Annotated in this window: 14 protein-coding genes; 7 read left to right on the forward strand and 7 right to left on the reverse strand. The window is 58.9% G+C overall.

What is annotated here, in order from left to right; genetic code table 11:
* Positions 1–150 precede the first annotated feature (150 nt).
* The 4 genes from ACTG2S_RS13065 to ACTG2S_RS13080 all read left to right on the forward strand — a co-directional run bounded on the left by ACTG2S_RS13065 (position 151) and on the right by ACTG2S_RS13080 (position 3059).
* Positions 151–738 carry a class IV adenylate cyclase gene (locus ACTG2S_RS13065; protein WP_201946875.1) on the forward strand — a complete coding sequence of 196 codons (588 nt, stop codon included), beginning with the start codon at positions 151–153 and terminating at the stop codon, positions 736–738.
* The gene (locus ACTG2S_RS13070) at positions 735–1127 is read left to right on the forward strand and encodes an NUDIX hydrolase (RefSeq protein ID WP_042083416.1); all 393 of its coding nucleotides are present in this window, start codon (positions 735–737) and stop codon (positions 1125–1127) included. Before ACTG2S_RS13065 ends, ACTG2S_RS13070 begins: the two co-directional genes overlap by 4 nt.
* Before the next feature lie 91 nt (positions 1128–1218).
* Entirely contained in the window at positions 1219–1725 is a 507-nt protein-coding gene (locus tag ACTG2S_RS13075; protein WP_201938002.1) for a GNAT family N-acetyltransferase, read from the forward strand.
* A 215-nt stretch (positions 1726–1940) separates the two neighbouring features.
* Positions 1941–3059 carry a glycerol dehydrogenase gene (locus ACTG2S_RS13080; RefSeq protein ID WP_244774386.1) on the forward strand — a complete coding sequence of 373 codons (1119 nt, stop codon included), beginning with the start codon at positions 1941–1943 and terminating at the stop codon, positions 3057–3059.
* Between the two features lie 102 nt (positions 3060–3161).
* Here the strand turns inward: ACTG2S_RS13080 and pdxY are convergent, their stop codons facing one another.
* The 3 genes from pdxY to ACTG2S_RS13095 all read right to left on the reverse strand — a co-directional run bounded on the left by pdxY (position 3162) and on the right by ACTG2S_RS13095 (position 5621).
* A complete protein-coding gene (gene pdxY / locus ACTG2S_RS13085) occupies positions 3162–4025 on the reverse strand; it encodes a pyridoxal kinase PdxY (protein ID WP_019446110.1) in 864 nt (287 codons plus the stop codon).
* A gap of 172 nt (positions 4026–4197) precedes the next feature.
* Complete coding sequence (locus ACTG2S_RS13090) at positions 4198–4974, reverse strand: DUF429 domain-containing protein (RefSeq protein WP_274160485.1); 777 nt, start codon at positions 4972–4974, stop codon at positions 4198–4200.
* An 83-nt stretch (positions 4975–5057) separates the two neighbouring features.
* On the reverse strand, positions 5058–5621 hold the full coding sequence (locus ACTG2S_RS13095) for a VC2662 family protein (protein WP_005352548.1): 564 nt from the start codon (positions 5619–5621) through the stop codon (positions 5058–5060).
* A gap of 260 nt (positions 5622–5881) precedes the next feature.
* Here ACTG2S_RS13095 and ybcJ point away from each other — a divergent pair, with 260 nt between their 5' ends.
* Entirely contained in the window at positions 5882–6115 is a 234-nt protein-coding gene (gene ybcJ / locus ACTG2S_RS13100) for a ribosome-associated protein YbcJ (RefSeq protein WP_005361116.1), read from the forward strand.
* Between the two features lie 33 nt (positions 6116–6148).
* Here ybcJ and ACTG2S_RS13105 read toward each other — a convergent pair whose 3' ends face one another.
* The 4 genes from ACTG2S_RS13105 to ACTG2S_RS13120 all read right to left on the reverse strand — a co-directional run bounded on the left by ACTG2S_RS13105 (position 6149) and on the right by ACTG2S_RS13120 (position 13245).
* Positions 6149–6622: a DUF4442 domain-containing protein gene (locus tag ACTG2S_RS13105; protein WP_019446113.1), complete on the reverse strand. Its 474-nt coding sequence runs from the start codon at positions 6620–6622 to the stop codon at positions 6149–6151.
* A 167-nt stretch (positions 6623–6789) separates the two neighbouring features.
* Entirely contained in the window at positions 6790–8541 is a 1752-nt protein-coding gene (locus tag ACTG2S_RS13110) for an ABC transporter transmembrane domain-containing protein (RefSeq protein ID WP_274160486.1), read from the reverse strand.
* Positions 8538–10274: an ABC transporter transmembrane domain-containing protein gene (locus tag ACTG2S_RS13115; RefSeq protein ID WP_274160487.1), complete on the reverse strand. Its 1737-nt coding sequence runs from the start codon at positions 10272–10274 to the stop codon at positions 8538–8540. Before ACTG2S_RS13115 ends, ACTG2S_RS13110 begins: the two co-directional genes overlap by 4 nt.
* Positions 10275–10440: 166 nt before the next feature.
* Positions 10441–13245 (reverse strand): hybrid sensor histidine kinase/response regulator, encoded by a 2805-nt coding sequence (locus ACTG2S_RS13120; protein ID WP_274160488.1) that lies wholly within the window; start codon positions 13243–13245, stop codon positions 10441–10443.
* A 186-nt stretch (positions 13246–13431) separates the two neighbouring features.
* On the opposite strand from ACTG2S_RS13120, the gene trxC reads away from it, so the two are divergent.
* Together trxC and ACTG2S_RS13130 are read left to right on the forward strand one after the other, a co-directional pair.
* On the forward strand, positions 13432–13866 hold the full coding sequence (gene trxC, locus ACTG2S_RS13125; RefSeq protein WP_274160489.1) for a thioredoxin TrxC: 435 nt from the start codon (positions 13432–13434) through the stop codon (positions 13864–13866).
* Positions 13867–14027: 161 nt separating this feature from the next.
* Positions 14028–15410, forward strand: a complete 1383-nt coding sequence (locus tag ACTG2S_RS13130; protein WP_005333606.1) for an SLC13 family permease — start codon at positions 14028–14030, stop codon at positions 15408–15410.
* Positions 15411–15453: the final 43 nt, after the last annotated feature.

A 15453-nucleotide genomic window follows, 5' to 3' on the forward strand; every position in this document is an offset into this window, starting at 1 on the left:
TGTGGCGAACCAGCCATTGCGCACTCATTCAGCTACGCGGTCACCGCGCTGGAAACAGTGCGTTTCCGGCATCTCCCCTTTTTCTCCTTGGGACTCAACTTCATCTTTGTTAGGCTGCCTGCCACACAGGCTCACAGAGGGATCTTCTTGATGTCACAGGCGCACTTTCAGGGCCGCTTCGAAGTCGAGTTCAAATATCAGCTGACAGATCGCCCCGCCTTCCTCAAGGCACTGCTCGCCCTCAATCCGGAGATCATGCTGGAGGATAATCTGGAGCAGGATCGCTACTTCGACACCCCGGATGATGCCCTTGCCCAGGCTGGCAAAAGTCTGGCTATCCGCACCATGCAGCCCTCCGGGATCCAGCTCTGGATCGTCAAGGGGCCCGAGGCGGATCGCTGCGAGGCAGTCACTATCAATGATGCGGACAAGGCCGTCAGCATGCTCTTGACCATGAACTACCGGCAGATACTCGTGATCACCAAAAGGCGCAGCATCTACTTCATTGGCCCGTTTCACGTCACCCTGGATCATCTGGCCGAGATCGGGGATTTTGCCGAGCTCGCCATCATGACCGATGACGAGGAACGCCTCCCGGCGTTTCGCCAGCAACTGCTCGCGCTGGCAGATCAGTTGGGACTTTCTCCCGATGCGCAGGAGCCTCGCTCCTACCGCGCCCTGTACACCCGGTACATGCAGGCAATACACACCACACAACCAGAGGATGCAACTCAATGATCGACAAACTCGCCTGGCTCACCTTTAAAGATCAGCAGCTGCTCTGCGCCCGCTCCCACGGCAAGGACATCTATTACATCCCAGGCGGCAAGCGGGAACCGGGCGAGAGCGACGAGGCGGCGCTGATCCGCGAGATTGAAGAGGAGCTGGCTGTCGCCCTGCAACCCGATACCCTGCGCTTTGTCTGCGAGTTCAGCGCTCAGGCCGATGGCAAACCGGCAGGAGTCGAGGTGCGACTGCGCTGCTACACCGGCGAAGCGAGCGGCACCCCGATCGCCTCGGCAGAAATTGCCGAGCTGCGCTGGCTCGACAGCAGCCATCTCGACGAGCTCTCCCCCGTCTCCCGCCTGCTGTTTGCCTGGCTCGTTGAGCAGGGGCTGATCCGCTGACAAGCCGTACTCGCGGCGAGCATAAGTACCTCCCTCATATGAACCAACGGTGGCAATCAGCCACATAACAGCGCAACGACAAGGATGTCAGATGAACATTGTGGAAGTTAAGAGCGCAGCAACCTACCAAAGTGCGCTCATCACCCTGCTGCAAGATTGTGTCGATAGCGGCGCCTCGGTCGGTTTTTTACCGCCGCTGACCACGGAGGAATCTACCCGCTACTGGCAAGGAGTTGAAGCGGATCTAGCGGCAGGTCACCGAAAGCTGTGGCTTGCCCTTGAGCAACAACAGCTCGTGGGAGCGATTCAGCTCGCGCTCTGTGGCAAGGCCAACGGTCGCCACCGGGCCGAAGTGGAAAAACTGATGGTACTGCAAACGGCGAGAGGTAAAGGTGCCGGTCGTGCGCTGATGCAGGCCTTGGAACAAGGCGCCCATGCCGCGGGCCGTTCGCTGCTGGTGCTGGATACTCGCACCGGTGATGTGGCCTCCCACCTCTATCGTCAACTCGGCTATCTGGAAGCAGGCCAGATCCCGAGCTTTGCACGCAACGCCGATGGCTCCCTTGCTGCGACCGTCATCTTCTACAAACCGCTCTGACCATCCCCTATCCCTTATCCAAATACAGCAGGGCCGCGCCTGTATGCCTCAACACCGCCAATTGCTCGCCCCAAAATACAACCAAACAAACAGAATGATTAATTAATGATTAAAACGCCCCCCTTTTCTTCTTCATCTATTGCCTCATCAGGCGTATCGTGAGAGACCCATTTGATAATCAAATCTATGTTGTTCACTGCCTTGAGGAATAATGGATGCCCACTTTGCCCCGTACAGTTACCTCCCCCAAAAAGTTCATCATCGGTCAACACCTTCTCCCGCAACTCCATGAGCACGTTAAAGATTTTGGTGACTATGCGTTGCTCATCAGCGATGAGTTCATTCTGGAGCGGGTACGGGAAGAAGCTTTGGCGGGGCTCCTGCAGGCAGGCCTCAGGGGAGTGGTCGACAAGTTTCGCTACGAATGCACCGAACAGGAGATCCACCGCCTGACCCACCTTGCAGAGCAATATGGTGCGAACGTGATTGTCGGGATCGGCGGCGGCAAGACGCTGGATGTCGCCAAGGCCGTGGCCTTCTATCTGCGCCGTCCGGTTGTGCTGTTCCCGACGATTGCCTCCACGGATGCCCCCTGTACGGCGCTGGCGGTGATCTACAACCAGGCGGGTGAATTTGAACGCTATCTGTTTCTGCCGCAAAATCCGGACGTGGTGCTGGCTGACACGGCCATCATTGCCGCCGCCCCTCCCCGCTTCTTTTCCGCAGGCGTTGGCGATGCCCTGGCCACCTATTTCGAGGCGCGCGCCTGCTATCGGGCGGACGGGCTCAATCTGGTCGGCAAGCGCCCTTCACGCACTGGCCTTGGTCTGGCAAAGCTCTGTTACGAGCTGCTTGGTGAGAACATCGAGCTGGCCATGGATGCGATACGCCACCATGTCTCGACCCCGGCGCTGGAGCAGGTTATCGAGGCCACCATCTACCTCAGCGGGGTCGGCGCCGAAGCCGGTGGACTGGCCGCCGCTCATGCCGTCAACAATGGCATGTCACTGATCACGGAGCTCCATCGCGCCCAGCATGGCGAGAAGGTAGTCTTCGGCCTGCTGACCCAACTCGTGCTTGAGCGCGCCCCGCAACATGAGCTTGATGAGGTGTTTCGCATCATCGACTGTGCAGGCCTGCCCATGACACTGCAAGAACTGGGGCTCACCCACTTTGATGAAAGCGAGTGGCGCAAGGTGGCGCAGCTGGCCTGCGATCCCCTCGATACCATGGGCAACATGCCGATGACAGTGAGTGAACAGGATGTCTACGCCGCCATGGTAGCGGCCAATGCCATGGCTGAGCGTTATCGCCTCCGCCATCCCCGCATCTGATTGCTTGCCGCACTAAATAGGCAAACAGTAAAAAGGCTTGCCCATTGGCAAGCCTTTTTCATCTGCATCCCCTTGTCGGGATAGACGAAAGTCCGCGTTGACTCAGGGCAGTTTCACCGCTCGCACTGCAACCTCTGGCAGGGCGAAGGCATCTTGCGCAGCGATGAGTTGCAGCTCGTAAGCCTGCTGGCGCCAGGTCTCCTGCAGCACCGCATCCACCGAGGCGTTGGTGCGCTCGAACGCGCTGACCGCATCGTGACCGGCCAGCAAATTCGCCAGCATCAGGGCGCTGATAAGATCGCCAACCCCCACCGGCTGGCGGGCAAAGTCATAGAGCGGACGGGCAATCAGGTAATCCCCTTGCGGGGTCGCCAGCAGCATCTCGAAGCGGCTGGAGTCCTGCGCCGCACGACCGAGATGCTTGACCAGTACCAGCTTGACACCGCGGGCCAGCAGCTGATGGGCAGCCGCGCGGGTCTGATCCAGATCAGCCAGATGGGTATCACAGAGGGTCTCCAGCTCCAGCAGGTTGGGGGCCATCATGTCGGCCACCGGCAGCGCCTGCTCGGTCAGGAAACGGGTGACGCCGGGGGCAACGATGCACCCCTTCTCTGGGTGACCCATCACAGGGTCGCAGAAGTAGATGGCATCGGGGTTGGCCGCCTTGACGGCGTTGACCACGGTCAGGATCTCGTCTCCCTGTTCGGCGGAGCCAAGGTAACCGCTCAGCACGGCGTCACACTGGCTCAACACCTCGATATTGCCCAATCCTTTCACCAGCGCACTGATATGGCCCGCCGGCATCGCCATCCCCTGCCACCCCTGGGCATATTGGGTATGGTTGGAAAACTGCACCGTGTTGATGGGCCATACATCCATGCCGAGGCGACGCATGGGGAAGACGGCCGCGCTGTTGCCGGCACAACCAAAGACCACGTGGGACTGAATAGAGAGAACGGATTTCATCGGGAATACCACAGCAAAGGATCAGCAAGGTGGGCAATATATCGGATGAAGATAACGATGCGCCACCTTGGCGCGGGATGAACAGGCAATTTCCTGACTAAAGACAGGTTTTTTACGCCATTTGGCCCACGTCGACAAGGTGAGCGGAGCCATGATGCGCCGCGTCCGTCCGTCACATCCCGTTGCGTTCAACAGCATGACGGGCAAAGTGATAGACCCATCCCTCATCACACGGCATGTCACTGGGTGGCGAAATCAGCTCAGGCAATACCGTCACCTTGCCACCAGCGGCATATTGCAGCGCCATCAGGGCGCAGAGCGCCGCATCGTAGCGGTCGGTGCCGACCAGCACATCCGCAGGCAGTAAGGCCGCCAGCTCGGGCCGTGCCGAGGAGGCCTTGCCGCCCACTTTGGCCAATGCAGGATAGACCTCCAGCACGGCGCGACTGGCCTTCGGGGCAACGGTCGGCACCAGTTGCAGACCAGAGAGCCGCGGCAGCATGGAGAGCGCTAGGGTGGCGTTGTTGCCGAGCCGGTCGAAGGTGGCCGACAGCGGCTTCTTGCCGTACTGCTGATACAACCAGCGCTCGCAGTCGCGATAGGCGTAGGGGTTGTCTATCTCCCGCTCGGGCACGGCGCAGCTGTGTGGCTGGCCGTTGAGCAGATCCCGCAAGGCGCGGGGAAAGGCGAGCGGCGCATCGATACCGAGCGCCAGTTGCGGGCAGGCTTCTACCTGCATCAGGGTCAGCTCGTTTTGCACGGCGGGACGCAGTAGAGCGGCCAGATCCGGCGCCACCCGCGAGCTCAGACGAAACAGCGGCGACACCCCGAGCCAGTGCAGGCGGTTGGAGTCGGCCTGCAAGCCCACCACGGCCACCGCCTGGGCACTGCCCTGCCAGCCACGCACATCCCAGCCGATCCCGATTGCACTCATCTGTCCTGCCGTCATCAATTACCTCTGTTCGCCTGTCACAAGTTGCAAGAGGCACAGGGTAATCAGCAGAGGCCCTTAACGCAAAGCGAACCGCCCACTCAGAACGATTTCTGGAAGTTCACCAGCGGCAGAATGGGGAAAACGCCGTTGGCGGCATAGTTGGCCAGCCCGATCTGCAAGCCATCGAGGTGCTTGGTCGCATTGATAAAGCCAATCTGGAAGGTGGTACGCTCGGCATAGTTGACGAAGCCGACGTTGGCCAACGCATTGCCCTTGGCGATATTGACCGCCCCCCAGTTAAGCCCCTGCACATTGTTGGTCAGGTTGACCAGCCCCAGATTGACGCCGGTATCCTGCCCTTCGTGCCAGTTGATGGCGTTGATGGCGACCCCGCCAAACTGGTGGCGCACCCGACCAGCACCCAGGAATACCCCGAGCTGCAGGCCGCTGAACTGATCCACATCGGAGAGGGCGAAGATCGGCAGATCAATACCCTTCACCTGACCGGTCCGGCCGTAGAGCAGCGAGGCGCGCGCCCCTTCCACCTGATGGGACGCGGGCAAATTGACCCCGGGCAGCGAGACCTGCACCGGAGTACTGGCCTGCGCGACACCGCACAGAGTCAGGGCGCTGCATGCCAGCAGCAGGCGGGAGAGTGTCATGGGAGGTTCCTTGGGCCATAGAGAGTGGCCCGATCCTAACAGTCAGGGGAGAGTGTGGGCACACCAGCAGGGACGAGGTGCGTCACGATACGTCACGGTTGGCCCTCTCACCTCTCCATCAGGACTTGCGAAAGCGCTACCTCAAGGACAATCGGCCACTTTTTCACAGCGAGTGGTTCCTCTTCCTTTCTTTGCCTGAGCGAACTGCCTAAAATAGTCGCCCTGCTGTATCCGGCATTCATCCATCTAGAGGATTTCCCATGGAGACGTTTCTGCTCGAAGGTCACCCCTTCGTTGCCTTGTGTGACCTGATCAAACATCAGGGGTGGGCCGATTGTGGCGGCGCCGCCAAAGCCCTCGTTGCCGAAGGGCTGGTCGAGGTGGACGGTCAGGTCGAGACCCGCAAGCGCTGCAAGATCGTGGCCGAACAGGTGGTCAACTTCAACGGCATGAAGGTCGTGGTGAAAGAGGGCGTCAGCCCGGAGATTGGCTAAACCCGTTTCGGGGAGCCACTCTCCGGCAACCCGCTAGCTGGCCTTGATCGACAGGGTCAGCACAAAACGCGCCATCGCCTCATCCCCGTTCAATGACGGACAGGTGGCCACCACCTGGATGGGGCGATTGATGCGCTGACCGCTTGCCAGCGATTCATCGATCATGGCGTCAATCTCCTCCCCCGCTGCGCAGTCGAACTGCACATCCCCCTCCGGTCGTTTCAAAAACTCCCCCTGCACATCCTTGAAGGCGAAGTGCACCTTCTTGCGCCGCTGCCGCCCCTTCTCCATCACCAGCAGACCGCCTACCAGATCGGCGCCGGTCGCCAGTGCGCCAAAATACATGCTGCCCAGATGGTTGCGGGTACGCCAGCCAAGGGGAATGCGAATGCGCAGCGCCTTGGCGTTCATCTCTTCGATGATCGGGGCACAAAACCCGATGACGGGAATATAGCGCCAGGCAAACAGCCGAAGCGCCAGATTGGCTTTGAAGCGTTGCAAATCCATATGCGAACTGATCCGATGAGTTAATGTAAACAACATGTTGCCTGCATCTGCGCCATTCGACAAGCACAGGGATCACGGTTACGACCTTTTGCCCAACCCAAAAAAACAGAGGGAACCGCACCGGTTCCCTCTTTTCGTTTATGTCGCTGTTACAGCAAATGTGCCGATCAGGCGCGCTTCTCTTCGAGCCAAGCCCCCTGACTCTGCATCTCGAACAGCTGGGCATAGTGACCGCCGAGGGCCATCAACTCACCATGGGGACCCCGCTCATTCACCTGACCGCGGGAGAGCAGCAGGATCTCGTCCGCATCGACGATGGTCGAGAGGCGGTGGGCGATGGCGATGGTGGTGCGGCCACGACGGGCAGCAGAGATCGCCTGCGACAGCGCCAACTCGGTCTGGGAGTCCACGCTGGCCGTCGCTTCATCCAGAATGAGGATACGCGGATCTCCCACCAGTGCACGGGCAAAGGAGAGCAGTTGCCGCTGACCGGCGGAGAGGTTCTTGCCACCCTCCTCCATCAGGGTGTTGATCCCCTGTGGCAAGCTGTGCACAAACTCGGCCAGCTGCACCTCGCTCAGCGCCTGCCAGAGCCGCGCGTCATCTATGCCGGCGCGGCCGAGACGCAGGTTTTCCGCCAGAGTGCCGACGAAGATAAAAGGATCCTGCTGCACCAGCCCGATGCTGCGGCGCACCGCCGCCAGCGACAGGGTATCCAGTGCGTGATCATCGAAGCGGATCTGCCCCTGATCCAGCGGATAGAAGCCCATCAGCAGGCTGATAATGGTGGACTTGCCGCTGCCGGTATGGCCCACCAGCGCCAGCATCTGGCCCGGTTTTGCGGCAAAACTGACCTCCCGCAGCACCTGCTGCTCACCATCGTAGGAGAAGCTCACCCGCTCGAAACTGACCCGCCCTTCCAGCGGGATCATCTCGCCATCGGTGCTCTCGCGGGTTTCATCGAGCAGGGCAAAGACACGCTCCCCAGCCACCATCGCCTGCTGCAGCTGGTTGAGCTGGTTGGTCATCTCGATGAGCGGCTCGATCATCCGCCCCAGATAGCTGATAAAGGCGTAGAGCACCCCCACCTGAATGGCACCGGCGTGGCTCAGTCCCTCGTGGGCAAACAGCGCCAACAGGCCGATCAGCACCATCATGTAGAAGAGATCGATGAGCGGACGCAGCAAAATGCCGTTGATCTTGAGGCTCTTGATCCGTGCCGACCAGTGTTGCTGGTTCACCTCAGCAAAGGCGTTGGCAAAGTGGCGCTCCTGCACCATCGCCTGAATAACCGGCATCCCCTGCAGCGACTCGTTGAGGCGGCTGTTGATGTCGGAGAGCAGGCTGCGGGTCGCTCGCACCACCGGCACGCTCAGTTTCTGGTAGAGCCACATCACCCCGCCCACTGCGGGCAGCAACAGGGAGCAGACCAGCATCAGCCGCAGATCCAGCAGCGCCATCGAGATGAGGATGCCGCACAACAGCACCACCTTTTGCACCAGCAAGCCGATCACCTGCACATAGAGGTTCATGATCGCCTCGGTGTCGTTGGTGATGCGGGAAATCAGCGAGCCGGAGCGATGCTTGTCAAAGTAGCGGGCCGGCAAACGGATGGCGGTAGCAAATACCTGCTCGCGCAGGGTTTGCACCACCGCCTGAGCGATGCGATTGAAGCGCAGGGATTGCAAATAGAAACCCGCCGCCGACAGCACCTGCAAACCCAGATAGCCCGCTGCGATCAGGGCAATGGTGGGCAGCACGATATTGCGTGGAGCCAGATAGTCATCGATAAAGAGCTTGATCAGCAGCGGTCCGGCCACTTCGGCGCCGGTGGCGAGCAGCAAACAGATCCCCGCCTGAATAAGCCAGCGAGGATACTGGGCGCAGTAAGCGAGCAGTCGTTTAATGGTCGGATTCACAGGCTCTCCTCCACCGCTTCTTCGAGACGCTGATAACGCACCATATCTGCATACCAGCCATTGTGCGCCATCAGGGCACCGTGATGACCCCGTTCGCTAACGGCCCCCTGCTCCAGCACCAGGATCTCGTCGGCCTGCTCCACAGCCGTCATGCGATGGCTGACCAGGATCAGGGTGCGACGATGGGCTTTGAGGGCATGCAGAATTTGCTGCTCGGTGTGGGCATCTACCGCCGAGAGCGCATCATCGAGCACCAGAATGGGCGCATCCAGCAGCAGGGCGCGGGCAATGGCCAGCCGCTGTTTCTGGCCGCCGGAGAGGGTCACCCCTTTCTCCCCCACCTCGGTCTCATAGCCCTTGGGGAAACGCACAATATCATCGTGGACACAGGCAATGCGCGCCACCCGTTCGACCTCCTCGCGGCTCGCATCGGGTTTGCCGAGGGCAATATTGGCGGCGATAGTGGTGGAAAACAGGAATGGCTCCTGCGGCACATAGGCAAACTGGCTGCGCAGTGTGGCGAGCGGCAACTGGTCAATCGGTACGCCCCCCATGGCTATCGAACCGTGAGTCGGATTGGCAAGGCGCATCAACAGCTTGAGCAGGGAGCTCTTGCCTGCCCCGGTGCGCCCCACCACCCCAAGCATCCCCCCTTGCTTGAGGGTAACGTCGATATCCGCAAGCAGGGTGCGCTGCTCAAGTTGATAGCTCACCCCTTTGATCTGCAAAGGAAAGGCAGAGGTAAACGCGGCCGGCTGGGCGGGCTCTTCGATATCGCTGCGCTCCCCCAGCAGGCTTTCGATACGGGAGTAGGCGGCGCTGCCCCGCTCGATGATGTTGAACAGCCAGGCGATGGCAAACATCGGCCAGATCAGCTGGCCGAGGTACATGGTGAAGCTGGTGAGCTCACCCAGGGTCAACTCACCCTGCAGCACCAGCACACTGCCCCCCGCCACCGCGAGGAAGTAGGAGCAACCGATACAGAGATAGATGACCGGATCGAACTTGGCATCGATGCGGGCCACCGCCATATTGCGCTCCCCCGCCTGTTTGGTCAGCTCGGCAAAGCCTTCATCTTCCAGCGATTCAACCGCATAGGATTTCAACACCCGCACGCCGGAAAGGGCCTCCTGGGTCTTGTTGTTGAGCCTGGAGAAGGCCCCTTGCGCCGCCTTGAACTGGGTGTAGATCTGGGTGCCGAAGCGGTTCATGAAATAGGCCATCACCGGCAGCGGCAGCAAGGAGACCAGCGTCAACTGCCAGGAGTACTGGCTGCACATGATGGAGAGCACCAATACCCCGACCATGATGGAGTCCACCAGAGTCAGCACCCCTTCGCCAGCGGTCATCTCCACAGCCTGAATGTCATTGGTGGCATGGGCCATCAAATCGCCAGTACGGTGGCGCTGATAAAAATCGGGGCTCATCCGGGTGAAATGGCTGAAAAGGCGATTGCGCAACACATAGGCCAGACGGTAAGAGGCACCGAACAGCATCACCCGCCAGACGTAGCGCAGCAGATAAATCAGCACACCCAGACCAAACAGCCCCGCCAGATAGCGCATCAGGGTGCCATTGTCGAGACCGCCCCTGGTGATGCCATCCACCACCCAGCCCACCACTTTGGGCGGAATAACGGTCAACAGGGCCACCATCAGCAGCAGGGAGATGGCAGCCAGATAACGGGGCCACTGCTCCTTGAAAAACCAGCTCAATCGTAGAAATACGCTCACACTACCAACCTTTAGCGCTCTCTGCCCGTGACCGCTCCAAGGAGCGGCCATCAGAGAAGCCACGCAGAAATAGAAGAATGAAAACAATCGCCTCCGGCTGGAGGCGATTCGAACGAAAGCTCATCATATCCCGAACCGGGATTGTTGAGAATAATTACTATTTAATTCACTGTGACATGCGATCATCCCCTGATGAATAGGGATTATACGAATTTTCATGCTGCTCACCGGTCAACAGGAAGTGTGACACCTCTTCCCGGGTCTGGCTAAAGACCTGTTGCAACTGCTCCAGATCCGTCTCGCTTAGCACCTCGTTTTGCCGCAAGCGCCACTCCAGCTCGCCAGCCACCAATTGCAGACGGGCCGCCGAGATATTGGCCGACACCCCCTTGAGGGTGTGCAGCAGCTTGCTGGCCACCTCGGGCTGCTGACGGCGCAGGGCGGAGCGGATCTCCCACAGATCGTCCTTGTGCTCCGACATGAACAGCTTGAACAGGATCTGCAATGCCTCCTTGTCCTGCTCCAGACGCTTGAGTGCATCCTGCAGATCGAGGATCCCGATCATATCCGGCGGTTTCACCTCCATGATCCCCGCCTGCTCCACCCCTTGCGGCTTTACCCACTGCAGCAGGTTGTTGTAGAGATCCAGCTTGCTCACCGGCTTGGTGACATAGCCATTCATCCCCACCCCCAGGCAACGCTCCTTGTCACCGGGCATTGCACTGGCGGTGAGGGCAATGATGGGCACATCGTGTTTGTCGACCATCTTGCGGATCTGGCGGGTGGCATCGAGTCCGTCCAGAACCGGCATCTGCAAATCCATCAGGATCACGTCAAAAGGCTGCTCGGCGACCCGCTCCACCGCCTCCCGACCATTGCTGACCACACACACCACCGCATCGACGCGCCGCAGATACTCGATGATGAGCTGCTGATTGACCCGGTTGTCTTCCGCCAACAGCACTCGGGTACCCTGCAACAGGGATTTGAAGTGTTGCTGATCCCCCTGAGCCTCGGCCTTGCGCAGGTTGAGCTCGTAGGAGCTACCGTTGAGCAGTTCGTCCACCTTGGCCAGCAGGGCATTTTCGGTCATCGGTTTGGGCAGAAAATGGGTCAGCCCCATGCTATCCATCCGGGCGTGCAGCCCCTCTCTGGCCCAGGCGCTGATCATCAGGATGGGGATCCGCCGCCACTGGCTGTGCTGATACATCTCCAGCGCCAGATCGAGCCCATCCTCCTGACCCATGCGCCAGTCGAGGATCGCCAACCGCAGATTCGGTCCCTCTTCACGGAGCAGCTGACGGGCGCGGGAAAGGGAGTTAACCGGCAGCACTCGCACTCCCGCCCGAGTCAGAATGTCCCGGGCCAGATCCAGCACCAGTTCGTTGTCATCCATCACCATCACCAGCGGCTGGTTTTCGAAGAAGACTTTCCGTCCAGCCACGCCGTAGACCGCCTGCGCCATCGGAATATCGAACTTGAACAGAGAGCCGACGCCAGGCTTGCTCTCTACGGTGATCCGCCCCCCCATCAGCTCCACCAGCCGCTGGGAGATATTGAGCCCGAGTCCCGAGCCGCCATATTTTCGGGTATTGCCAGCCTCCAGCTGGGTAAACGCCTGAAACAGTTGGGTCTGCTTCTCTTCGGCAATGCCGATGCCGGTATCGCGCACACTGAAGCGGATCCGCATTGGGTGAGGATTGGCCAGCTCGATGCAGACTTCGACTTCACCGCGTTCGGTAAACTTGATGGCGTTGTTCACCAGATTGACCAGCACTTGTCCCAATCGCAAGGGATCCCCACGCAAGAAGACCGGCACTTCCGGTGACTTGCGAATAACCACTTCCACGTGTTTGCGCTCCGCCAGATCGGCAAACATGCCCGCCAGCGAATCGAGCTGCTCGCTGAGATCGAAGTCGATCTCCTCCAACGTCAGCTTGCCTGACTCCACCTTGGTCAAATCAAGGATGTCGTTGATCAGCAGCAGCAGGGTATCGGATGAGGATTTGATCTTGCCCAAATAGTCCCGCTGTTGTTGATCCAGTTCAGTCTGCAGTGCCAGCGAGCTAAAACCTATGATGGCATTCATGGGGGTGCGGATCTCATGGCTCATGTTGGCCAGAAAATCGCTTTTGGCCTGAGCCAGCAAGCCGGTCTGGCGCGACAACTCGCTCAGCTTCTGGTTGCGGCGCCACAGGGTGAAGGCCACCAGCGCAAAGCAGATCAAAGCCCCGCACAGCACCATCAGATAGAAGCGGTTCATCAAAGAGGAGGCGCGCTCCAGCTTGTCGAGTTTCCAGCGCACCAGACTCTCGATCACATGCATGTCGATGAGCTGGTAACGCAAGGTGTGATAAGCAATCACCTGCTGGCTCATCTCCTTGCTCAGACGGATCAGGGTGGCGATCTCCGGCAAGTTGCCATAACGGGATTGCAACTGCTGTTGCAGCTGGTCCAGCGTAGTCTGTTCACGTTTGTCCCAACTGCGCTGCAGATAGTTGCTCAGTTGCGCCAACTCCTCCAGGTCGCGATGGAGAGCACTGTCTGACGGGCTTATCCCCCGCACCTTTTTAATCTGGGCCTGCAGGGGCGCATTGAGGTACTCGATAGCCATCTCAATGGCATGAAGCCTGGCCAGCGCCATCAGATAGTTGTCCATGTCCTCAAGCAGTGCCAGGGAGAGATCGTCTTGCACCAGCTCGGGATCGCTTCTGACTTCCCGTACAAAACCGTCAAGGGTGATGGATAACTGGTTCAGGCGCTGCTGGACATTGCTGTCATTGGCCTGCTCCCGCCCAAGCAGATAGAGGGTATCGGCGTTGATCCGGTTCAGCACCACCTCGGCCGCTTCGTTCAGGTTGTGGGCCTGCTGCTGCTGACTGAGCGACTGCCAGCAGTAGCCCGAAAAGGCAAGCAGCAGGGCAACAATCAGCCCTGGCACAGCACGGTTTTTCCGTGATCCTTTATTCATCCCGTCTCGACTCTCATCTGGTGGTCGCTGAATTATCCGGTTAGGCAATGAACCCTGGGGAATTATCCACTCCCGCTGGGCACTGTGTTACCGTTATTGCTCTGATATTTCGCTATTGTTTCGCGATTGCTTCATTCTGGCTTCTCATCATATCCCCGGCCAGAGCTGATTTAGAAGGAACCAATTATGTCATTTATCACTACTTATTGTAGCCACTGCTTTACCAGGAACCGCCTGCCCGTTACCCATATCGATACATCTGCCAAATGCGGGCGCTGCAAAGCCCTCCTGTTCAGCCAGACCCCTTGCCTCGGGAAGGCGGATAACTTCGATACCCTGATCAACTCAGACATCCCGGTCGTGGTCGATTTCTGGGCCAGCTGGTGCGGCCCCTGCCAGCAGTTTGCTCCGGTATTTTATGAGGTTGCCCATGAACTCGAACCACGGATGCGCTTTGTCAAAGTCGATACCGAGCAGCAGAGCACCATTGCCGCCCGTTACGCCATTCGCAGCATCCCCACCCTGATGGTCTTCAAACAGGGCAAACTGGTGAACCAGATAAATGGCTCCTTGCCCAAGAACATGTTCAAGCAGTGGCTGGAACAGTTCATGGATGTTTGATTTATATTTCGCACATGTTTTATTTATGTGTTCATTTCCTCATTTTTATCAATGAGTATGTGAGTAGAGGCTGATTTTCAACATGTGAGTCTGTTTCAAACAAGTGAATGGATGTAATCTCGGCAACACAAAAACAACCATAAATTAACCGAGAGAACATTATGCACACATCAGCTGTACCCTCTGCTCCATCTCGCTGGCTGGACATCAAATCAGGGATCGTCATCCTGGATGTCTTGCTACTTTGTGCCATGCTCGCCTGGCTCCCGTTTGACCCCATGGTCAACAAGGGGCTGGGCATTCTGGTCTTTATTGCCATCCTCTGGCTGACCGAAGCGCTGCACGTCACCATCACCGCGCTGCTGGTACCCCTGCTGGCTACCGTGCTCGGGGTGTTTGACATGAGCAAATCCCTCACCGATTTTGCCAACCCGATCCTGTTCCTCTTTTTTGGCGGTTTCGCCCTCGCGGCAGCCCTCTCAAAACAGGGACTGGATACCCTGATGGCAGGCAAGGTGATGCACCTGGCCAATGGTCATCTGGGTTGGGGCGTCATCCTGCTCTTTACCATCACAGCCGCCATGTCGATGTGGATCAGCAACACCGCTACCACCGCCATGATGCTGCCACTGGCGATCGGTATGCTGGCACGCCTCGATAGCAAAAAAGAGCGCGCCACCTTCGTCTTCGTATTGCTGGGGATCGCCTACAGCGCCAGTATCGGTGGCATCGGCACCCTAGTGGGTAGCCCACCCAACGCCATCGCAGCCGCCCAGATGGGGATTGGCTTCACTGACTGGATGAAATTCGGTGTTCCAGTAGTGCTGATCCTGATGCCCTGCGGCATTGCCCTGCTCTATCTGGTAACCCGCCCGCGTCTCAGCCACCGCGTCGAGATCCAGGATGTCACCATCAACTGGACACGCGAGCGTAAAGTGACGCTGGCAATCTTCCTGACCACCGTTGTGCTCTGGATCGGATCACAACCCATCTCCAACGCCTTTGGCGGTATTCCGCAACTCGACACCCTGATTGCCATGGGCGCCATCGTGGCCATCGTGGTCAGCCGTGTCGCCAGCTGGGATGACGTCAACCAGAACACCGACTGGGGCGTGCTGATGCTGTTTGGCGGCGGTCTGACCCTGAGCGCCATTCTCAAGGCCACTGGTACCAGCGCGTTCCTGGCAAGCCATCTGTCGGCCGTACTCTCCAACGCCAACATTTTTGTCGTATTGCTTATGCTGGCCGCCTTCGTGGTGTTCCTGACCGAGCTGGTCTCCAACACCGCCACCGCCGCACTGTTGGTTCCCCTGTTTGCCGGTGTCGCCGAGGCGCTGGGTGTATCACCTGTGGTGATGTCAGTGTTGATCGCTATCGGTGCCTCCTGTGCCTTTATGCTGCCGGTCGCCACGCCGCCCAATGCCATCGTCTTTGCCAGTGGCCACATCCGCCAAAGGGAGATGATGAAAGCCGGTATGGCTCTGAACGTGGTCTTTACCGTGTTGCTCGCCCTGCTGGCCTACTTCGTTGGCGATATCCTCTGATCCGCCTCCCCCCCAATAAACAAAAACCCCCGCATTGCGGGGG

The organism is Aeromonas sp. 82P (assembly GCF_051919365.1).
Lineage (GTDB): Bacteria > Pseudomonadota > Gammaproteobacteria > Enterobacterales > Aeromonadaceae > Aeromonas > Aeromonas veronii.